Source organism: Candidatus Campbellbacteria bacterium (assembly GCA_016699465.1).
Taxonomy (GTDB): domain Bacteria; phylum Patescibacteriota; class Minisyncoccia; order Phycocordibacterales; family EsbW-18; genus EsbW-18.
In genome coordinates this window covers 243,083-264,774 of record CP064977.1, presented here as the reverse complement: position 1 = coordinate 264,774, position 21,692 = coordinate 243,083, and the positions used below count along the sequence as shown (strand labels likewise).

The 21,692-nt window shown below is 44.0% G+C and carries 23 protein-coding genes; 19 read left to right on the top strand and 4 right to left on the bottom strand.

Features of this window, described 5'->3' with window-relative positions; all coding sequences use genetic code 11:
• Positions 1-7 precede the first annotated feature (7 nt).
• The 5 genes from IPJ70_01420 (at position 8) to IPJ70_01400 (ending at position 6,230) form a co-directional block, all read left to right on the top strand.
• Positions 8-2,032: a PD40 domain-containing protein gene (locus IPJ70_01420; protein QQR82752.1), complete on the top strand. Its 2,025-nt coding sequence runs from the start codon at positions 8-10 to the stop codon at positions 2,030-2,032.
• A gap of 94 nt (positions 2,033-2,126) precedes the next feature.
• Entirely contained in the window at positions 2,127-2,753 is a 627-nt protein-coding gene (locus tag IPJ70_01415; protein QQR82751.1) for a DUF1211 domain-containing protein, read from the top strand.
• Positions 2,754-2,827: 74 nt separating this feature from the next.
• Complete coding sequence (locus IPJ70_01410; GenBank protein ID QQR82750.1) at positions 2,828-4,264, top strand: efflux RND transporter periplasmic adaptor subunit; 1,437 nt, start codon at positions 2,828-2,830, stop codon at positions 4,262-4,264.
• A 10-nt stretch (positions 4,265-4,274) separates the two neighbouring features.
• Positions 4,275-5,537, top strand: a complete 1,263-nt coding sequence (locus IPJ70_01405) for a hypothetical protein (protein QQR82749.1) — start codon at positions 4,275-4,277, stop codon at positions 5,535-5,537.
• Positions 5,538-5,540: 3 nt separating this feature from the next.
• Positions 5,541-6,230, top strand: a complete 690-nt coding sequence (locus IPJ70_01400; protein ID QQR82748.1) for an ABC transporter ATP-binding protein — start codon at positions 5,541-5,543, stop codon at positions 6,228-6,230.
• On the opposite strand, the gene IPJ70_01395 is transcribed toward IPJ70_01400, so the two are convergent.
• A complete protein-coding gene (locus IPJ70_01395) occupies positions 6,227-6,994 on the bottom strand; it encodes a HAMP domain-containing histidine kinase (GenBank protein QQR82747.1) in 768 nt (255 codons plus the stop codon). The two genes, IPJ70_01400 and IPJ70_01395, sit on opposite strands and share 4 nt — an antisense overlap.
• A complete protein-coding gene (locus tag IPJ70_01390) occupies positions 6,991-7,665 on the bottom strand; it encodes a response regulator transcription factor (GenBank protein ID QQR82746.1) in 675 nt (224 codons plus the stop codon). Before IPJ70_01390 ends, IPJ70_01395 begins: the two co-directional genes overlap by 4 nt.
• A 158-nt stretch (positions 7,666-7,823) precedes the next feature.
• On the opposite strand from IPJ70_01390, the gene uvrB reads away from it, so the two are divergent.
• From uvrB to raiA, 6 genes are all read left to right on the top strand, one after another.
• Positions 7,824-9,917, top strand: coding sequence for an excinuclease ABC subunit UvrB (gene uvrB / locus IPJ70_01385; GenBank protein ID QQR82745.1), 2,094 nt, complete (start codon positions 7,824-7,826; stop codon positions 9,915-9,917).
• Positions 9,918-10,181: 264 nt separating this feature from the next.
• Positions 10,182-10,706 (top strand): hypothetical protein, encoded by a 525-nt coding sequence (locus IPJ70_01380; GenBank protein QQR82744.1) that lies wholly within the window; start codon positions 10,182-10,184, stop codon positions 10,704-10,706.
• A 153-nt stretch (positions 10,707-10,859) separates the two neighbouring features.
• Entirely contained in the window at positions 10,860-11,741 is an 882-nt protein-coding gene (locus tag IPJ70_01375; GenBank protein ID QQR82743.1) for a M15 family metallopeptidase, read from the top strand.
• A 103-nt stretch (positions 11,742-11,844) separates the two neighbouring features.
• A complete protein-coding gene (locus IPJ70_01370) occupies positions 11,845-12,213 on the top strand; it encodes a hypothetical protein (protein ID QQR82742.1) in 369 nt (122 codons plus the stop codon).
• Between the two features lie 179 nt (positions 12,214-12,392).
• Positions 12,393-12,626 carry a DUF167 domain-containing protein gene (locus IPJ70_01365; GenBank protein QQR82741.1) on the top strand — a complete coding sequence of 78 codons (234 nt, stop codon included), beginning with the start codon at positions 12,393-12,395 and terminating at the stop codon, positions 12,624-12,626.
• Positions 12,627-12,656: 30 nt separating this feature from the next.
• Positions 12,657-13,040: a ribosome-associated translation inhibitor RaiA gene (gene raiA / locus IPJ70_01360; GenBank protein ID QQR82740.1), complete on the top strand. Its 384-nt coding sequence runs from the start codon at positions 12,657-12,659 to the stop codon at positions 13,038-13,040.
• Here the strand turns inward: raiA and IPJ70_01355 are convergent.
• Positions 13,037-13,894 carry a methionyl-tRNA formyltransferase gene (locus tag IPJ70_01355; GenBank protein QQR82739.1) on the bottom strand — a complete coding sequence of 286 codons (858 nt, stop codon included), beginning with the start codon at positions 13,892-13,894 and terminating at the stop codon, positions 13,037-13,039. The genes raiA and IPJ70_01355 overlap by 4 nt on opposite strands.
• A 3-nt stretch (positions 13,895-13,897) precedes the next feature.
• Positions 13,898-14,413, bottom strand: coding sequence for a peptide deformylase (def, locus tag IPJ70_01350; protein QQR82738.1), 516 nt, complete (start codon positions 14,411-14,413; stop codon positions 13,898-13,900).
• Between the two features lie 150 nt (positions 14,414-14,563).
• On the opposite strand from def, the gene mnmA reads away from it, so the two are divergent.
• The 8 genes from mnmA (at position 14,564) to IPJ70_01310 (ending at position 21,574) form a co-directional block, all read left to right on the top strand.
• Positions 14,564-15,652, top strand: coding sequence for a tRNA 2-thiouridine(34) synthase MnmA (mnmA, locus tag IPJ70_01345; GenBank protein QQR82737.1), 1,089 nt, complete (start codon positions 14,564-14,566; stop codon positions 15,650-15,652).
• 27 nt (positions 15,653-15,679) lie between these two features.
• Complete coding sequence (locus IPJ70_01340) at positions 15,680-16,510, top strand: restriction endonuclease (GenBank protein ID QQR82736.1); 831 nt, start codon at positions 15,680-15,682, stop codon at positions 16,508-16,510.
• A gap of 20 nt (positions 16,511-16,530) precedes the next feature.
• Positions 16,531-16,992 carry an MgtC/SapB family protein gene (locus tag IPJ70_01335; GenBank protein QQR82735.1) on the top strand — a complete coding sequence of 154 codons (462 nt, stop codon included), beginning with the start codon at positions 16,531-16,533 and terminating at the stop codon, positions 16,990-16,992.
• A gap of 513 nt (positions 16,993-17,505) precedes the next feature.
• The gene (locus IPJ70_01330) at positions 17,506-18,312 is read left to right on the top strand and encodes a PD-(D/E)XK nuclease family protein (protein ID QQR82734.1); all 807 of its coding nucleotides are present in this window, start codon (positions 17,506-17,508) and stop codon (positions 18,310-18,312) included.
• A 16-nt stretch (positions 18,313-18,328) separates the two neighbouring features.
• Positions 18,329-18,562: an MGMT family protein gene (locus IPJ70_01325; GenBank protein ID QQR82918.1), complete on the top strand. Its 234-nt coding sequence runs from the start codon at positions 18,329-18,331 to the stop codon at positions 18,560-18,562.
• A gap of 27 nt (positions 18,563-18,589) precedes the next feature.
• Positions 18,590-19,141, top strand: a complete 552-nt coding sequence (gene frr, locus IPJ70_01320; protein ID QQR82733.1) for a ribosome recycling factor — start codon at positions 18,590-18,592, stop codon at positions 19,139-19,141.
• 2 nt (positions 19,142-19,143) lie between these two features.
• A complete protein-coding gene (locus IPJ70_01315) occupies positions 19,144-20,253 on the top strand; it encodes a site-2 protease family protein (protein QQR82732.1) in 1,110 nt (369 codons plus the stop codon).
• Positions 20,254-20,320: 67 nt separating this feature from the next.
• Complete coding sequence (locus IPJ70_01310; protein ID QQR82731.1) at positions 20,321-21,574, top strand: prolyl-tRNA synthetase; 1,254 nt, start codon at positions 20,321-20,323, stop codon at positions 21,572-21,574.
• Positions 21,575-21,692: the final 118 nt, after the last annotated feature.

Here is a 21,692-nt window from a genome sequence, read left to right as displayed (position 1 = left end):
AAAATGTATGAAAAAACTCTTGTTTGGGGGTGCGTTTTTGATGATGTGTCTTCCGGTGTTTGTTTCTGCAAATACAATTGAACGAGTGAGTGTGGATGATGCTGGTGTGCAGGGGAATGGGGCATCGTCGGTTTCTGCGATTTCGTCTGACGGTCGGTATATCACATTTCAATCCGCGGCTACCAATCTCGTTTTGGGTGATACGGGTCAAACGGACATCTTTGTCTACGACCGCACCAATGACACCACCGAACGGGTGAGTGTGTCCGATGCTGGGGTTGAGGGAGATGGTATGTCGTCCAACCCTATGATTTCGGCGGATGGTCGATATGTTGCGTTCCAGTCACTCGCAACTGTTCTTGTTCCGGGAGATACCAATAGTAGGACTGATATTTTTGTTTATGACCGCACGCTCAACATCATCGAACGCGTAAGCATATCAAATGCCGGAGCTGAAGGAGATGGAACATCATCAAGTCCGACGATTTCAGCGGATGGTCGGTATGTTGCGTTTCAATCCACGGCTACCAATCTTGTTGTTGGAGATACCAATGCTAAAACTGACATCTTTGTTTACGACCGCACGGGGGACACCATTGAGCGGGTGAGTGTGTCCGATGCTGGGGCTGAGGGGAATAATATTTCGTCTGAGCCGGCTATTTCTAGTGATGGTCAGTACGTTACATTTCAATCTGCGGCTACCAATCTCGTCTCGGGTGACACAAATAGTGCAACCGACATCTTTGTCTACGACCGCACGGGGGATACCATTGAGCGTGTAAGTGTATCTGGCGCAGGTGTTGAAGGAGATGCGTCATCCGCAAATGCGATGATTTCTGCGGACGGTCGGTATGTTGCCTATGAATCTGCGGCTACCAATCTTGTCGCAAACGATACAAATAGTCAGACTGACGCATTTGTTTATGACCGCACCAACGACACTGTCGAACGTGTGAGTGTATCCGCTGCCGGTGTTCAGGGAGATGGAGTTTCAAGTAAAACATCAGTTACTTCCGACGGTCGGTATGTTTCGTTCCAATCTACAGCAACCAACCTTGTTTTGGGTGACACAAACGGCACAACTGACATCTTTGTCTACGACCGCATCAACGACACTGTCGAACGTGTGAGTGTATCCGCTGCCGGTGTTCAGGGGGATGGTGCATCGAGCGCTGTTGTTCCCTCCATTTCTCCTGATGGTCGGTTTATCGTATTTCACTCTGCTGCAACCAATCTTGCCTCCGGGGATACGAACGGCGTAACAGATATTTTTGTTGTTGATGGGGAGGATAGCGCCACCCTCACCCTCACCACCACAGTCACCAACGACAACGGAGGAACACTCGCCGTCGAGGACTTTCCGTTGTTTGTTGATGGTGTCTCCATCGACAGTGGCGTAGCCACCACCACACTGTCAGCAGGTTCATACACCATCTCCGAAACAGAAGACCCTGCGTATGCCGTCACATATGGCGGAGACTGTGACGAAAACGGTGACATCACCATGGAGGCGGGAAGTACGTATGCATGTACCGTCACCAATGACGACATTGGACCAACCCTCACCGTCACCACCACACTCACCAACGACGACCGTGGTACTGCAGAGGTAGCAGACTTCACCCTCTACCTTGATGGTCTCCCTATCACCAGCGCAGTCGCCACCACGACTCTCGCCACCACCCACACGCTCACCCACGCAACACCCGCTGGTACCACCTATGACATCACCTGGGGTGGCGACTGCGCATCAGATGGAACTCTCACCATGTCCCTCAACACCACCTACACCTGTACCCTCACCGCTAATGACTCACCCTCAAACACCAATGGAGGAAGTGGCGGAAGCACTCGTACCACCACTCAACCACATACCGTTACACCACCACCATCTCCACTACTACCACCCACATCCGACACACCTCTCACTCCTGACGAACGAACGAAACTCATCGCTGATATCAAAGTACAGGTTGTTTCTCTGATTCAACAACTCGTGGCACTACTCCAACAACAGCTGGCGGGGATGTAGAAAGTAGAAAGCAAAAACGAAAAAGCTCCGCAGACGACGGGATGTGTATAAAAAGGTGTATCAAGAATGCACCTCTCAAGGTATACTTGTGTGTATGAAACAAACTCGACTCGATCAACTTGCCGATGGAATTTTTTCAATCGTCATGACGCTCCTTGTACTTGAGATTCGTGTGCCCACGCTTACTGGAGACATAGGGAATAGTGCGGTGTGGTATTCGCTCATCTCTCTCATGCCACAATTATTGAGTTATTCTTTAAGTTTCCTGCTTCTCTTCACGTACTGGAGAGGTCACCATTCAATCGCGTCTGTACTCGCACAAAATATTGATTCAAAGTTGACCACAATCAATGCCTTCTTCTTTTTGTTGGTTGGTCTCGTGCCATTTTCAACACTCCTTCTTGGAAAATATTTCTTTACTCAGATGGCCATCACTATTTATGGTTTAAATATCATTTGTATTGGGCTCTTGTTGTATTGGATGCGGCAGTACATCATTGCTTCACCAACGATACGCAACATGGAGATGGATGGGGTTCAGCTCCAGCACAGTACGTTACGTATTCTTGTTCCTGTGTATACGTCATGTATTGCTATTTTGGTGAGTTTTTTCAATGTGTATGTTTCAATGATCCTTTTTATGCTTGTAATTCTTTTTAATCTTTCTGGTCACAGTACGTCGATTCTTACAAAAATGTTTCCAAAAATAGTGAGCACGTAGTTGTGATTGAATGGAAATGGTGTGTTTTTTAAAATACGTGTAGATATACCATATTTGTGGTATACTAAGCGCATATGCAATCTCTATTACAGAACAAAAAAATAGTATATGGGGTACCTGCTGCACTCATTGTCATAGGTGCTTTGTGGTTTGGGTTAGCGAGGAGCGGTGGTAATAGTGGGGAAGTTATTTCTGTTGAAAAACGGGACGTCGTTGAAAAAGTGGTTCTTTCTGGATCCGTAAAAGCTGATGTTGTGTCTGATTTAGGATTTGAAGCATCGGGTGTTGTTCGAGATGTATTCGTGTCAGTCAACGACATAGTTGCCCAAGGTACAACATTGGCGCGTCTTGGCCTCGGGACACTCCAAGCCGAACTTCAATCTGCTCAAGCTGGTGCTTTTATTAAACAATCGCAAGTTGCAAATACCTTTGTTTCATTAGATACCATAAAACAAAAACAAGACACGCTCGTTGCAAATGCGTTGAGTCAAATGCTTTCAAGTGATCTTGAAGCTGAGCCGCAAGAATCAACGTATACTCAAACAGCGCCTAGTATCACAGGGCGATATGTTGGAAAAGCAGGTACATACAAAGTACGAATAGACGCAGGTGTACAACAGTCTCGAGAAATACTCCGTGTTTTTGGTTTAGAGAATGCTGAGCCGATTGAAATACACAGAACGGGGCCAACAGCACTTGGAACACAAGGATTGTTTATTTCGTTCCCTGATACGATTTCGTCATACAGGGACACCACATGGTACGTTACACTGCCAAATCAAAAAGGGACTTCATACACAGTAAATTATAGTGCGTATCAATCAGCGGTAGATGAACGACAGCGTGCAATAGAGGATGCAGAAGCGGAGCTGCGTACGCAAAGCACTATTGGTTCGTCTATTGCGCAGGCAGAACTTGCACAAGCACAGGCGGAGGTTGCTCGCATTCAATCGCAAATTAGAGAACGAACACTCATCGCACCATTTGATGGTATCGTGACCGCGGTTCATATTGATCCAGGCGAATCAGCTGGTGTTGGTGTCCCTGCCGTTTCACTTATTTCAAAAAACACGTTGGGTATTGAAGTTGATCTTCCTGAGGTGGATAGTGTCAAAGTGCATGTTGGTGAGAAAGCGTCAGTGACATTAGATGCTCTCGGAGGTGTCACCACATTTCCCGCAACAGTTGCCTCAGTAAATCGTTCAGAGACAATCGTCGATAATGTATCGGTGTATGAGGCACGTATTGTTTTTGATACACAAGACGAACGGATTGCTTCTGGTATGACGGCTGAAGTAACTATTATTACTGATGAACGAAAAGATGCTCTTGCAATACCTGCGCGTGCAATTCATTATCGCGATAATGGAACACCGTATGTTTCACTTATAACAGGAACAAATAACGATACTCGAGACACAGATGTCGCTCTAGGATTACGAGGGTCAGATGGATTTTTTGAAATTCTTTCGGGGCTTTCGGAAGGTGATCGTGTAATTGTTTCTCTATAAGTATTCTGACATGTGGAAAGAAACAATACAGATAGGATTTCTCCTTGGTGTGCGGCAAATACGCCATGCAAGTAAGTGGACTACGGGGCTCATTATTTTTATCATGATGCTTACGTTCCTGAACCTTGTTGCTGTGTCAGGAATTCTTGTGGGACTTATTGAAGGGTCTGTTAAGGCGTACAGCGATCAATTTACCGGAGATGTGTTTCTTTCAACGTTGGGTGGAAAGAAATACATAGAAAAAAGCACTGACATGCTTGCAACATTGGACACTATCCCTGGTGTCGCGGCATATTCGGCTCGATATACTGAAGGAGCAACTATCGAAGCGAATTATCGCGTTCGTCGTGATCCTCAACAACTTCGAGACACTGTTGGAACCAACCTTTCGGGAATTAATCCTGAATCTGAAGAGGCACTTACGCACATTTCAAAACATCTTATAGAAGGAGAATTTTTGTCGCCGGATGATACAAATTACATTGTATTGGGGTCAATGCTCCTTGAACAATATTCTCCACTTGGGGCACAGGGTGATGATGCAGGGTTTCCAACGATTAAAGATGTACATGTGGGTTCTCGTGTTCGCGTGACAGTTAATGGAGCCACAAAAGAGTATATTGTAAAAGGAATTCTAAAGACGAAGGTTGATGAAATCTCACGTAGGGCCTTTTTACCGGAGAAAGAGTTTATACGCTTTGCGGGCCGCACAAATCTTAATGTAAATGAGGTATCTATTAGAGCAACAACACTTGCGGATGCTCCGAAAGTAAAACAAGCACTTTTGGACAGTGGTATTGGAGCAAATGCTCTTGTGCGTCTTTCGCGTGAAGGGTTACCAACATTTTTGTTGGATATGATTAAGACGTTTGATCTTCTCGGAAATGGTATTAGTTCTGTCGGTCTTCTTGTGTCTTCGATTACCATTTTCATTGTTATTTTCGTGAATGCGATTACTCGTCGCAAGTATATTGGTATTTTGAAAGGTATTGGTATTCGCGCTGAGGCAATTGAATTTTCATACGTGATTCAATCACTATTGTATGCAGTTGTTGGATCAGGATTGGCACTCATAGTGATTTATGGATTACTTGTTCCATTTTTTGACGCAAATCCAATAAATTTCCCATTTTCTGATGGTATTTTGGTTGCCCCACTGTCTGGAACAATGGTGAAGCTTGCTATTTTGGTTATTTCAACATTGATTGCGGGATATATCCCTGCGTGGATGATTATTAAGAAAAATACCCTCGATTCAATTCTTGGTAGATAATATATGATAGAAGTAAAGAATCTTATAAAAAATTTTGGGAGTGGAGAAGTAGTTACGAGAGTACTCCGTGGCATTAATTTACACATCAAAAAGGGAGAGTTCGTTGCCATTATGGGTAAATCAGGAGCTGGTAAATCAACACTCTTGTACCAGATGAGTATTTTGGATGTGCCGACAAGTGGAGAAGTTATTTTGGATGGTATTAATACAGAGAATTTTTCAGAAAAAGAACGGACCAATTTTCGCTTGAATCGTCTTGGGTATATCTTTCAAGACTATGCACTTATTCCCGAACTTTCCGCGGCAGAAAATGTGTTACTTCCTATCCTCATGCTTGGCACAGAAAAGCATATCGCAAAGGAACAGGCGATGGCGGCATTGGATGCAGTTGGGTTGGCGCATCGTCACGACAACTTGCCGAGTCAACTTTCAGGAGGAGAACAACAGCGTGTATCTATTGCTCGTGCAATTGCACACACGCCAGATATTCTCTTTGCCGATGAACCAACCGCAAACCTTGATAGTGCGTCTGGTGAGGATGTGATGCGTGTGATAAATGAACTACACAAACGAAACGAACAAACAATTGTTATGGTGACGCACGAACCTGAATATGCCGCCTATGCAGATCGTCTCATTGAAATTCAAGATGGAATGGTTGTGTCTGATACACAACAGAAAGGAAATCATTAAGCCGATTTCATTTTGACGGGAAAAAGAATTTGAACGTGGGTACCGATACCAAGGGTGCTCTCGATAGTTATTGTTGCCTTGTGTTTTTCGGCAATTTTTTGAGCGATAGCTAAGCCAAGTCCTGTACCGCGTTCAGTTTGTGCACTCGCGTGGGGTGTACGATAAAATCTGTTAAAAATGTGAGGGAGATCTTCAGGGGCAATACCAATACCGTTGTCTTTCACGTGTATGATGGCGTGTGTTTTGTTTCCGTGAAGTGTGATAGAGAGTGTGCGCTTTCCTCGTGGTTTACTATATTTAATACTGTTACTGAGTACAGCCATAATAAGTTCTTCAACTTTTTCTTTAACGCCGTGTATGGTGACGGTGTTTTCAATGTCTGTGTGGAGAAAAATACGTCGTTCGCTAATGAGTGTTTCTGTACATTCGATAAGTTCGTACATAAGTTCACTCAACGAAATATCTTTCATGTAGTGTTCAAGTTCTGTTTGCTCGAGACGTGATATGTAGAGTGCATTATGAATAAGTGCCGACATGTTGTGAATTATTTTTTCACATCGTTGCAAATGATCTCGGTGTGGTGTGGGTGTTTTTCGCTCTAGTATTTGTAATTCTGCCGCTAAACATGATAGGGGAGTTTGAAGTGCGTGTGAGATGTCGGTAAAAATATCTGTTGCATGCTCGGGTAGTTCGCACGTGCAGATAGATTTCTTTTTAAGAAAAAGACGGCCTTGTATGCCGTCGGTTGTTTTAGTGGTGGTCATAGACACTGAGTGAGCTTGTAACCTTGTCCAGGGATGGTATGAATGAGTTTACATCGTCCGGGCCGTTCTATCTTTTTTCGTAAACTGACAATATGTGCTTCAATGGTATTTGAAAATGGATCGATACTTCGTTCCCATACGTGTTCGAGCATCATGCCGCGAGTAACGACGTAGTCGGTATTTCGCATGAGGTATTCCAAGAGCATAAACTCTTTGCGAGTGAGTGGAATGGTTTCTTTTCCACGTTTGACTACATGGCGCTGTGAATCAAGTGAGAGTGTATCAATTGTGTACACGTCATTGTGTATTCTGTGTGGTCGGCGCACGAGTGCACGCACACGCGCTAATAATTCATCAACGCAAAATGGTTTGGTAAGGTAGTCGTCAACACCAGCATCAAGGAGTGTGACTTTTGTTGATGTGTCGCCTTGAACTGAGAGTGACAAAATGGGTGTGGACTTACCACACCCACGAATTTCACGACACACAGAAACGCCATCTTTTTTAGGCAACATGTTGTCTAAAATGATAAGGTCGTAGTCGTTGGTTTTGGCGGCAAAGGCGCCTTCTTCACCGTCTCGTGCAGTATCGACGGTAAAAAACTCGTCCTGAAGTGTTGACTGAATCACAGAACGTATGATGGCTTCATCTTCTATGACCAATATTTTCATATATAGTTGCATGGGGTATAGCATAGAAGCTTTCTGTTTGTCTAGTGTTTGCACATTCTGACTTTATCAAAATTTTATTTCGTCGAAAAAACATTGTGGTTGAGCCATTTTTATTTGTTGAAAATGTGAGCAGAATGTTTTTCCTGTATAATGGCCATATGTCAGTATTCAAATTACATAGCGACTTTGCTCCGGCTGGAGACCAGCCAAAGGCTATAGAAGCCCTAGAGAAGGGTGTTTTAGACGGTATTCAACACCAAACTCTCTTGGGTGTGACGGGGTCTGGAAAGACGTTTACGATGGCAAATGTTATCGCCAATATAGGCAAACCAACGCTCGTTATTGCTCACAACAAAACGCTCGCTGCACAACTCGCACAAGAGTACAAAGAATTTTTTCCTGAAAATGCAGTGCATTATTTTGTGTCGTACTACGATTATTACCAACCAGAGGCGTATGTTCCGGTCACCGATACTTACATTGAAAAGGAGGCACAAATCAACGAAGAGATTGATAGACTTCGACATGCATCTACACAAGCACTACTAACACGAAAAGATGTCATCGTTGTCGCGTCAGTGTCGTGTATTTATAACCTCGGTCGTCCAGAAGAGTACGAGAAGGTACACATCAAGATAGAGAAGGGTGCACAAATGAATCGTTCGGTGCTTATCCGTGAACTCATCCGTATTTATTTTGAGCGTACAAACAGCGACCTCACTCCCGGAACTTTTCGCGCCATTGGCAATGCGATTGAAATCATGCCGGTGAACGAAAAGGTGGTGTATCGTATTGATCTCACCGACGACCACATACAATCGATTTCAATTATTGATGCCGTGTCGCGCGTGATTAAGAGTGAAGCGGAATCTGTATTTATTTTTCCAGCAAAACACTTTGTCTCGGACAAAGAGGACATACAAAAAGCAATAAAGAGCATTAAAGAAGAAATGGACGAACATGTCGCAAGGTTAACTTTGGAAGGAAAACTCCTTGAGGCAGAGCGTTTGAAACGACGCACCTCGTATGACCTTGCGATGATTCGAGAAGTTGGGTACGTGAACGGTATTGAAAACTACTCACGACACTTTGATGGACGTGCGCCAGGAGAGCCACCATTTTCACTTCTTGAATACTTTCCTAAAAAATCAGATGGAACACCTGACTTTTTGACTATTATTGATGAGTCACACGTCACTGTTCCACAAATTGGTGGTATGTATGCCGGCGATCGTTCACGTAAGAAAACACTCATTGATTTTGGTTTTCGACTTCCATCGGCAATTGATAACAGACCACTACAATTTAACGAGTTTGAAGAACGAATTGGGCAGGTGATATACACGTCTGCAACACCATCGCGCTACGAATTAGACAAAAGCGAAGGACACATTGTTGAACAAATTATTCGTCCGACAGGACTTATTGATCCTGAAATTATTGTTCGGCCAATTCAGGCGAAAGGAAACTATACAGGACAGGTGCACGATTTTATTGCGGAGGCAGAAAAGGTTATTGAAAGTGGTGCTCGTGTGATTGCAACAACGCTCACGAAGCGAATGGCAGAAGATGTTGCTGATTATTTGAAAGAGAAGGGGATTGCTGCCGAATATTTACACAGTGATATTAAAACAATTGAACGGATTGAGCTTTTGACGAAGTTTAGAAAAGGTTCAAAAAACGGTGGCTTTGACATGATTGTGGGTGTGAACCTGCTTCGTGAAGGTCTTGATCTACCGGAAGTTGAACTCATTGGTATTTTGGATGCAGACAAGGAAGGGTTTTTGCGTAGTGAGACCTCACTTATTCAAACCATTGGTCGTGCGGCTCGAAACGTACTTGGTCGCGTTATTTTATATGCAGATGTTATGACGGGTTCTATGGAGCGGGCGATTAGTGAAACAAACCGTCGACGCGCGATTCAAGTTGCCTACAATACGAAGCACGGTATTACACCAAAAACGATTCACAAGAAAATTTCTGACATTACCGACTACATGTTGCGTGAACATGGAGAAACTGTTGCCGAATTGATTGCTCTTGATACTGCGGGAGGGAAGACGCTTAAACAGCTCATTAAACAAAAAGAGAAAGAAATGAGTGACGCCGTAAAAATACTTGATTTTGAAACAGCGGCAATTCTTCGCGATGAAGTGCTGGCACTTACAAAGCTTCTCGAGCCTAAGAAGCCAACTTCTGATAGGAAAAGGGGATCAGGTAGTGCTAAGAATCGTAAAAAAAGTCGTTCGTAGATTTTTTCTTTTTCCATATATCCTAAAAAACCATTTAAATATAACGTATTTTTGTGTATTTGAAAGTGAAATAGGTGATAGTGCTTGACAAAATAAAAGTACATGCTATACTACTCTCCGTACGATCTTTCACATAGTTCTACTTCAGGATTTTGGGCATGCGCCCCGCTTTATAGAAATTTCATACTGTGTGCGTAAAATCCTGAAGTAGAACAAAACCAACCAACAACCGCGACCTTCGAGGTCGCAAGAAAGGACAAAGTCATGATCATCACGTTCAAGAGGCGGCTCGAGAGCTCGTTCGACGAGCAGCGCACCAAGATGAAGAACTTCATGGAGGTGTTCTCCTCCGAGAAGTTCAACGAGGTGCGGATGCACCTCGAGGGTGCCGAGGTTCTGCTCAAGCGGCGGGATGAGGACTTCCGCAATGAGCAGGACGGGGAGCGCGTGATCTTCAACATCAACGCGGCGGCTCGCCTGCTCGGCGAGATCGCTCTCGCCAACATCCCGCGCGCTGGCAAGCAGGCTCGCAAGCCGAAGCCGGCGCCGAAGGCGGCGACCGGCCAGTTCGTCCACAACGCTGTCGGTGTGAAGGTGAGTTCTACCTGCATGCACGGCGAGAAGAAGGGGGTGACGACGATGAAGAATGTCGTCGACTTCTCCGAGTTCGCCGAGGAGCAGCGGGAGGTGGCCGCGAGGATCGCGGCCAAGGCCAACGCCGGCAAGAAGCAGAAGGAGCCCAAGAAGGAGAAGGGCTCCAAGTCGGCGAAGAAGCGGGCGACGGCCTAGAACGGTCGGCAGGGTTGGTCACAAGGCGCAGTACGGGAAACCGGACTGCGCCTTTTTCATACCCAAGCATTTTATCGTGTGTCGTGTCTTGTGGTGCGCGTTCTACAGAGATGATAAATAAGTGGTATACTCAAGTACTTGCTATACGGTGTTATGGAACCTTCTCAAAAAACAGACAATATACTTTTGGGGGTTATCGTCGTCCTTCTTGTTATCCTTGGATACGGTGGGTATCGTTTGTATGTATTGAATAGTCTTTATGCAACGGCATTGACCACAACCCAGACACTTACCGAATCGCATGACATACTTCAAGGTGAGTTAACTCGAGCGCGGGAAGAAAAAATAAACGTACAGAATGAACTCACACTTCAAGAGTCGCGTGTGAATGATTTAGAGCAACAGATACAAGATATTACAGGTACAGTGGGAACGCTTGAAAAATTGAGCAAGACAGATCCAGAACTTTTACAAAAGTATTCAAAAGTTTTTTTCCTCAACGAGCACTACACGCCACCAAAACTTTCAACAATTGATAAGGCGTTGGTGTACGATGAAAGTAAACAACAACAAATTCACAGGCAGGTGTGGCCGTTTCTTGAGGATTTGATTAAGGATGCAAAAAATGATGATGTGTCACTTTTTGTTCTTTCTGCATATCGTTCGTTTGGTACACAGGCGGCTCTCAAGACAGGATATACCGTGAGTTATGGTTCGGGGGCGAACGCCTTTTCGGCAGACCAAGGATACTCAGAGCACCAGTTGGGAACAACGGTTGATTTTACGACAACAGGTATTAATGGTGGCTTGAATGGATTTGAGACAACTCCTGCGTACAAGTGGCTTGTTGATAACGCATACCGATATGGATTTATTCTTTCGTATCCAAAAGGGAATGCGTACTACCAATTTGAGCCGTGGCACTGGCGATTTGTTGGGACTGATTTAGCTCGCGTGTTACATCGACAAAATATGGATTTTTACGATATGGATCAGCGGCAAATTGATAAGTACCTCGTTACGATTTTTGACTAAGTGTGTTGTGAGGCATAATCCACCGCATCACTTCCTTGATCCCGTAGAGATGTTACACTATAGAAAGTAGGTATTACTAGTATTTGTTTATTTATACATACATATGGATCCAGTAACCACAGGTGCTCCGCAGCAAAATAGTGCACCACAAGAATCACACGCAGTAGACCCAGCAAGCAAGAATACGCTCATGGGTATTCTTTCGTACCTCGGGCCTCTCGTACTTGTTCCGTTTTTTACTAACAAAGAACAGCCGTTTGTGAAGTTTCATATCAAGCAAGGACTTGTTGTGTTCAGCATCGAACTCATCGCGTATGTTTTGGGAATGTTTATGTGGCAATTGTGGGTGATTCGCAATCTTGTAAATCTTGCAACACTTATTCTTTCTATCATCGGAATTGTGAACGTTGTAGAGAAAAAGGAAAAAGAACTTCCTCTCGTCGGATCATTCTCAAAGTACTTTACGTTCTAAAAAATCGTATACCTCTCAAGGTGTAGCAAAAAACCATCGGAATATCCGATGGTTTTTTGCTGGGGATACCTCACGTGTGTTTGGCGTGGAGAGCTCTTGCACAACAGAAAAAAACGCGTATCATAGATTAAACAGACGTCTCCGCGCAAGCGGGGGCGTTTGTACGTTATGATGTATGTATGAAACAAACAACGTACCTCAAGATAAAAGTAACTCCACAGGCCTCAAAAGAATCTCTCGTGGATATGGGCGATGGGCGATTTGTTGTCTCTGTTCGAGAAAAAGCACAGGACAATAAGGCAACAGCTCGTAGTTTGACAATGGTCGCGTTGCATGTTGGTGTTCCTGTTTCAAAGCTTCGCGTGCTTCGTGGGCACCATACAAGAAATAAAGTTGTGGAAGTGCTAGAATAGAGACATTACTCATTCACCAATAGGGTACTTATGCTTACTATCTCATTGAAGGCGACGAGTATGGAATTGACACCGGCAATTCGTTTATATGCGGAGGAAAAAATATCGTCGGTAGAAAAATTTATAGATCCTTTAAAAGAAGCGCGTGCTGAAATTGAATTAGGAAAGACAACACATCACCACAACGGTGGTGCTATTTTTCGTTGTGAAATAAATTTTCACATGGAAGGTGAGTTGCTACGATCTGTCTCACAAAAAGAAGATTTGTATGCAGCAATTGATATTGCAAAAGATGAGCTTCTTGATGAAGTGCGAAAACAAAAGAATAAAAAAACACGCGGTAGTCGCCGAGGAGCTCGCATGTTTAAATCATTATTACAAAAAATGGGATTTGGAAACGGGGAGGAGGTTTAGGAAAGAAATTCTGCGTACGTCATTTCACGTTTTCCTTCGGGGATAACACGCTCAATGATGAGCGTGTTATTTTCAAAGCGAGCGCTTGTGATTACAACGCGAACGTGTTTTCCGTTTTTTTCTGCAAAGAAAAATGCACGTGGCCACAGACTGTATGCGAGAATTTTTTTGTAGTTTGTATAGGCGTCATCGGTTAATTGTATGAGGGCGTCTTCTTTTTTGATAATCGCACAGTACGTCGCGTGCGCGTCATCCTGTGGTTGTGGGGATAGGGCTCCTTCAAGGTATGCTGAAAGTGTTTTAACAAGAAGGTGTGCACCGGTTTCTGCGAGAAGTGGACGTAGTGTGTGTGCGGACATTGGCCATGGCAGTGTTGTGTCGGTGAGTGCTGTGTGTGCAAGTACAGGGCCATGATCCATTTTTTCATCCAATAACATAATAGAAACACCAACACCCGAGAGGTGTTCTTCGTGTACGATTTGCGACTCGATTGGTGAGGGTCCGCGATGTCGTGGCAGGAGTGACGGATGCATGTTGAGTGTTCCTAGACGAGGAATATCAAGAATGCTTTGTGGAATAATTTTTCCGTACGCAACAACAACAAAAAAATCGGAAGGGGATGCGTGTAGTGCCGATACCACAGTAGGGTCAGAAAGTTTTTTTGGTTGAAGTACAGGAATTGCATGCTCGAGCGCCCATACTTTTGCTGGTGGAGGGGTGAGTACCATGCCGCGTCCTTGTGGTGCGTCAGGTGCGGTGACGATAGTGTGGGGAATGAGGCCAGCTTGAAAGAGAGCGTTGAGTGATGCGACGGCAATATCAGGTGAGCCAAAAAAAACAAACGAAGGTTTCATGATTTAGTGTGTATCAGATGCGTCGGGTGGCACTGAATGTATGTTGCGAGCGGTATCAATAAACAGTATGCCATTGAGGTGATCAGTTTCGTGTTGAAAAATTTGTGCAAGAAGTCCGCTGGCACCGATTTCAAAAGGTTTTCCGTCGAGGCCAAGCGCGCGTACGGTAGCTTTTGTGTGGCGATGTACTTCTCCGTATTTCCAGCGAACAGAAAGGCACCCTTCTTCAAGCCATTTTTTGGTTCGTGATTTTTTTACTATAACAGGATTAATGAACACCATATCGTCAGGTCTTCGTTCATCATCTTCTTTTTTAAAAATATCCCCAGAAACAATAAAGAGTTGCAAGGGTACGCCGATTTGTGGTGCAGCAAGAGCGACACCATCTTTTTGTGTGGCAAGTGCTTTTTTCATGTTGGTGATAATAGAGGCAAGTCGGTTGCTTCCAATATCTGATTTTGAAACGGCGTGTGCTTTTCCTCGTAACACAGGTGCTTCATTTTGAACAATCTGTTTCATAACTATAGTGTACGGTTTCTTTCAAGATAAAAAAAGGCCCGACCGGGGGAGGGAGCCGCGGTCGGGGGAGGAGAGAGGGTTAAAAAACCACCCTCGCGACTATACTACGTTTTTTTGACAGAAAGTCAATGCTTGGTACTATGTGGCGATATGACTGGGCAAAAGGTATATGTGGCAATGAGTGGAGGGGTTGATAGCTCGGTTTCTGCTGCGTTGCTTCGTGAGCAGGGGTACGACGTCACGGGTGTGTTTATCAAAACATGGCACCCACCTTTTTTGGAGTGCACTTGGAAAGAAGAACGAAAAGACGCTATGGATGTGTGTGCCCATCTCGGTATTCCTTTTAAAACATTTGATCTTGAAGAGACATATAAAAAAGAAGTAGTTGAGTACATGATTTCTGAGTACGCATCTGGGAGAACGCCAAATCCAGATGTTATGTGTAATGAAAAAATAAAATTCGGTGCGTTTTTCAAGAAAGCGCGCGAGGAAGGTGCTGAGTATGTTGCGACGGGGCACTATGCCCGAATAAAAACACAAAACACAAAACACGAAACACGAAATGTGGAGTTGTTGGCGGGAGTTGATGTGCAGAAAGATCAATCATATTTTTTGTGGCGAGTCCCGAAAGAAGTATTTGCTCATGTGCTTTTTCCTGTTGGTGATATAGAAAAAGTTGAGGTGCGCGAACAGGCTCATCGTTTTGGTTTATCGGTCGCTGATAAAAAAGATAGTCAGGGTGTGTGCTTTCTTGGGCACGTCGATATGAGAGATTTTTTAAAAAAGTTTATCGCTGTTTCAGTGGGGGCTGTTTTGAATGAACGTGGAGATGTTATTGGGACTCACGATGGAGCGCTTCTGTACACACTTGGTCAGCGCCATGGATTTCATGTGACAAAAAAAACACCAACAGATGGTCCGTTGTATGTTGTTTCAAAAGATATTGAGCGTAACACCATAACGGTTTCGCATAACCTCACAACAGACAGTGCATTTAGCCATACTGACGTTGTGCTTGAACAGGTAAACTGGATCTCAGTGGCGCCGGTTGTACACAAAGAATACACTGCCCGATTTCGGTACCGACAGCCCCTTCAGGCGTGTGTTGTTGATGTTGTTGGTGAGAATGTACGTATTCATTTTACAGAACCACAGCATTCAATAGCGTTGGGGCAATCGGTTGTGGTATACGACGGAGATGTATGTATTGGTGGTGGGGTTGTGTGCGCTGTGGCGTAGCGTTCTTTCTCACGATATACTTGGGGCATGCTTATTTCCAAATTAGACGGAACTCTTGAGGAATTTTCTCCGGGAAAACTTGCCCGTTCTCTCAAAAACGCAGGAGCATCAGATGATGTTACCGCGGACATTATTACGCACGTTGAAAAAGAGTTACATGAGGGGATGACAACATCACATATTTATACTCACGCACTCAAGCTTCTTCAAAAACAGACACTACACCCCATTGCGGCGCGATATTCGTTGCGTCGGGCAGTGTTGGAGCTTGGTCCGTCTGGGTATCCATTTGAACAATTGCTTGGCGAGGTCTTTAAAAAGAAAGGGTACGATGTTCGTGTTGGAGCAACGATGCAAGGGAAGTGTGTATCACACGAAATTGACGTTATTGCCAAAAAAGAAAAAGAGCTCATTCTTGTTGAAGCAAAATTTCATAATGCACAGGGATTTAAGACGGACGTAAAAGTATCGCTCTACATTTATGCACGCATGCTTGATTTGCAGGCAGGGAACTATGACGGCTTGTGTCCTCCTGGTGGCCTGTGTCATCAGTGGCTTGTCACCAACACAAAATTTACTGACAATGCTATTGCACATGGAAAGTGTGTAGGCATTACCCTGATTGGGTGGGGATATCCACATACAGGAAATGTGCAAGATCTTATCGAAGAAACGAGATTGCACCCACTTTCATGTTTAACGTCACTGTCGAAAAAAGAAAAAGATGCGCTGTATCAGCAAAACATCGTGTTGTGCAAAAATATTGTTGATAATCCAAATATTTTAGAGACCGCCGGCATTACTGGAAAAAAAGTTGACACCGTGTTGAGTGAGGCGCATCAGCTGTGTACTCTTTAATAATTATATAAAAACTGCATATGGATATTATTGCGTTTGGAGGAACTTTTTTTGGCCAACTCTTGGTGGCACTTGTACTCGGCATGCTTATTGGAACAGAGCGAACACTTGCACATAAGACAGCTGGCTTGCGAACGTACGGACTCGTATCAATGGGATCATGTTTATTTATTGTTGTTGTTCTTGCACTCAAAGAGACGCTTGGTATTTCAAGTGCAGATCTTACTCGTGTGATTGCGGGGCTCATCACAGGTGTTGGTTTTTTGGGAGCGGGTGTCATCATTCTTCGTGATCAGACGCTCGTTGGTCTTACGACCGCAGCTGGGTTGTGGGTTGCCTCAGGTATTGGTGTTGCTGTTGGTTTTCAGTTGTACATTATTGCTTTTTACACAACACTTCTCACACTTCTCACGTTTACAGTCTTTTGGTTTCTTGAAAAAGAGGTGACACATATAGGTCCACAAACAGGCGATACAAAATAAGTGTAGATATCTTTAGGGCGAATACATTGCGATGGCATGCTTGACATTTGTGCTGTTTTCTGTTATCTTTTAAAGTAGAAAAGGTCTTTGTGACCAGAAAGGAAGGTACACACATGAAGATGCGTGGGTGTGGGGCGACAATCACGAACAAGGACCTCATTCGGAGGCCAGAGTTCGTAGGGAAGGGGCACTGTTCGCAGTGTCTCTGGGATGAGTTTGCCCCAGAGCCACGGCGAGGCAATAAGTGTTTGCTCTGTTGTCGACCCCGCGAAGACTGGGAGCTCACGGAGAGTCCGGTAGAACCGGACTTCCCACGAAGAAAGCGCTCCTCGAAAAAGAGGTGTGCGAAGCGCACGCGGTGCCGCCCCGTGTCGCTTCCGATTCCTAAGGATGAGCAGTGGGGGGCTGTTGACATCCACGCCATCCGAAAGGGTTTCACCGAGGCGAAGCGTCGCCTCGGTGAGGGCTCGTCCACGTGACGGGCCCTTTTTCTTTTGTGCTACAATTCTTACTATGACATTTACAAAAACCTACAAAGCAAAATTATTTGATCCACAATCTCCTGAACCGTTTAAACTTTCTCGTTCAAAAATAGATCTCTTTCATGAGTGTCCACGTTGTTTTTATTTGGACCGTCGACTTGGTGTATCACGCCCTTCAATGCCCGGATTTACACTCAACGTTGCTGTTGACCATCTTCTCAAAAAAGAATTTGATGTACATCGTGCAAAAGGAGAACCACATCCACTTATGACGACATACGGAGTTGATGCAATTCCATTTGAACACAAAGATTTGGATGTTTGGCGTGAAAACTTTAAAGGCGTGCAGTACGTACACCCAGAAAGTAATTTTTTAGTTACGGGGGCAGTTGATGATGTGTGGGTTAATCCACAAGGCGAGCTTCATGTGGTTGACTATAAAGCAACAAGTAAAGCGGAAAAACCAAATCTCGATGGTATTTGGCAACAAGGATACAAGAGACAGATGGAGGTGTACCAGTGGTTGTTGCGAAACAATGGATTCAAGGTTTCAACGAGAGGGTATTTTGTATATGTAAACGGAAAAAAAGATGTTGAAGCGTTTGATGCAAAACTTGAATTTGATGTTGATGTGATTCCCTATGATGGAGACGTATCGTGGATTGATGGTATTCTTGTGAGTGCACGAAAAACACTTATAGGCGACGCACTTCCTGAGACAGGGGAACGATGCGAATATTGTCCGTATCGTGATAGTGCTGGAACGGCAATCCGAAATGTGGTACTAGCACAACGAAAAAAAGAAGATGCTCCAAAAGAAAAAGATACACTCTTCTAAAACATTTGCTCAGGCTGTGTACGCGGTTGTCTCACGAATTCCTAAAGGGCAGACGCGAACATACAAAGAAGTTGCTCGTCTGGCTGGAAGTCCTCGTGCGTACCGTGCCGTTGGCAATATTCTGAATAAAAACAGGAGTTCAAAAGTGCCTTGCCATCGAGTTATTCGGAGTGATGGAGGTATTGGTGGTTTTGCTTGGGGAAGTGCGAAAAAGAAAGCCTTGCTTAAAAAAGAAGGCACTCTGAAGTAGGGTTCTTTGTGTTATACTGGACTACCTATGGCATATAACTTTAGTGATTTAAAAAAGAAAACGGCGGAAATTCAAGAGTGGCTTTCCAAGGAACTTTCTGCGATTCATACGGGACGGGCAAGTGTTGCGCTTCTTGATACCGTGCGTGCTTCTGCGTATGGAAGTTTTATGCCGATTACACAACTTGCAAATATGTCAGTCGAAGATGCGCGGACAATACGTATCGCCCCATGGGATTCGTCTGTGTTGGGTGCAATTGATAAGGCGCTTCGTGAGGCGAATCTCGGTGTGTCTGTTGCTACCGACGATAAGGGTATTCGTGTTTCTTTTCCTGATCTTACAACAGAAACACGAGAAAAGTATGTAAAACTTGTTGGAAAAAAGATGGAAGAGGCGCGTATCTCTATTCGAGGAGTGCGAGACGAAGTGTGGAATGATATTCAAACAAAAGAAAAAGGTGGGGCAATAGGGGAAGATGAAAAGTTTCGTGCAAAGGAAGAGATGGAAAAACTCATTAAGGAGGCAAATGAAAAACTCGAAGAATTAGCGCGACAGAAGGAAGAAAATATTCGATCCTAACCATGACAGTTGTACTTTTTGTTATTGTTTTAGCGGTACTTATACTTGCCCATGAGGTTGGGCATTTTCTTGCTGCAAAATCTATTGGCGTTCGTGTAGATGAATTTGGTATTGGTTTTCCTCCACGATTGTACAGTTGGCGTCCAGAAGGAAGTGAAACGCTCTATTCAATCAATTGGATTCCATTTGGAGGGTTTGTAAAAATTTTTAAAGAAGATGAGGATATTTCTGAATTATCCCCAGAGGAAAAACTTCGTACGCTTGATGTGAAGCCGTGGTATGCAAAGGTCTGGGTATTGATTGCCGGTGTGTTATTCAATGTTCTTCTTGCGTGGGGACTTATCTCTATAGGTATCACACTCGGTTTTCCCATGTCGGTCACGGAGCAAACAAAAGGAGTTGTGGGTGAACCATCTGTAGTTCTTGTTCATATTGAGGCAGGGAGTCCAGCGCAGACCGCTGGCTTTCTCCCAGGTGATGCACTCGTTTCCTTAAAAGGTGAAAAGGATACAGTGATGAGTCCACTCTCTATTGAAAAGGTACAGTCATTTATTGCACAGCATGGTGGTGAAACGATTACTGTTGCCTACACACGAGAAAAAAAATTGGAAACAACAACTGTTATTCCAAACATACAAACCACAGGCCAAGAGACAAGGGGGGTTATGGGTGTAGTTCTTGATTACATTGCCCTCGTGAAGTTGCCTGTATGGTCTGCTGTTATTGAAGGTGCAAAAACGACATACTATGCTATACAAAATATTGCTGTTGGGTTGTGGAATTTTCTATATCAAACAGTGACAGGTGCGGCAGATTTTTCACAAGTGGTTGGGCCCGTTGGTATTGTGGGTCTTGCAGGAGATGCTGCACGTATGGGGCTTGTTACTCTTCTTTCTTTTGCCGCAATGCTCTCTCTCAACTTGGCGGTTATCAATATGGTTCCGTTTCCCGCACTTGATGGTGGGCGAATTTTATTTGTTTTGATTGAGACCATTAAACGTTCGCCAATAAAACCCGTTGTTGCAAATACATTCAATTTTGTAGGTTTTGGCCTCCTCCTACTTCTCATGGTGATAGTAACTATTCATGATGTTGTAAAACTCTTCGGGTAAGGAATACATACGTGGGGTGGAAGAGATATCTTGTTGAAAATGTTTTAACCACGTACAATTCTCGTATATGAAACAGTCACAGCTTTTTACAAAAACTCGCAAAGAAGTACCAAGTGATGAAGTGTCAAAAAACGCACAGTTGCTTATTCGTGCAGGATTTGTGCATAAAGAAATGGCGGGTGTATATTCCTTGTTACCATTAGGTTTACGAGTCGTTAATAAAATCAATGCGATTATTCGAGAGGAAATGAATGCAATTGGTGGGCAGGAGGTACACATGTCTGCACTACAAGATCCTGACATGTGGAAAAAGACAGATCGCTGGGAAGGGGATGCGAAAGATATTTGGTTTAAAACACAACTGGGAAATGGTGGGGAACTTGGACTTGGCTTTACCCATGAAGAACCAATCACGAATCTTATGAAGAACCACATTTCTTCGTATAAAGATTTGCCAAAATCGGTATATCAGATTCAAACAAAGTATAGAAATGAAGTTCGTGCAAAAAGTGGTGTGTTGCGTGGGCGTGAGTTTCTCATGAAAGATTTGTACTCATTTTGTAAAACACAAGAAGAACAAGATGCATTTTACGCACAGGCACAGCAGGCATATACAAATGTGTTTGCACGCGTTGGTTTGGGCGAGAGAACGTACATGACGTTTGCGTCAGGTGGTATGTTCTCAAAATATTCGCACGAATTTCAAACACTGTGTGATTCTGGAGAAGATACGATTTACGTCCATGAACAAAAAGGTATTGCCGTGAATAAAGAGGTACTCACTGATGAGGTGTTGAATGATTTGGGTATTGTACGCGACGATCTTATTGAAAAACCAGCCGTTGAAGTGGGAAATATTTTTTCACTCGGTACGCGTTTTTCTGACGCGCTAGGTTTGTCATACTTGGATGCAAGTGGAGTACAAAAAAGTGTGGTCATGGGAAGTTATGGTATTGGTCCGACGCGAACAATGGGAGTTATTGCGGAAGTCTATGGAGATGATAAGGGGCTTGTGTGGCCAAAGAGTGTCGCACCATTTGATGTGCACGTTATCGTTCTTGAAAGTAAAGAAGGTGCTGATGTTCACGCGTATGCTGAAAAAATAACTACAGATATAGAACAAGCGGGATATGAGGTTCTCTATGATGATCGACCTTTGACTGCGGGTGCAAAATTTGCAGACGCTGATCTTATTGGTATTCCAATGCGCCTTGTGATTTCAGAAAAACACATGCATAACAATACGGTTGAAATGAAGGGGCGCACTGAAGCAGATGCTCGTGTGGTTAACGCCTCGGAGATATGTTCACTTTTGGTCTAGTTGACAGGAGAGGTTTTTGAACACTTATTTTTTGTAGAACAACATACGAGTGTGCGGTGTTGTTTGATTGTTCTATAGGTACGTGGTCTAGTTCTGTTTGTGGTGATTCTTCAACAGG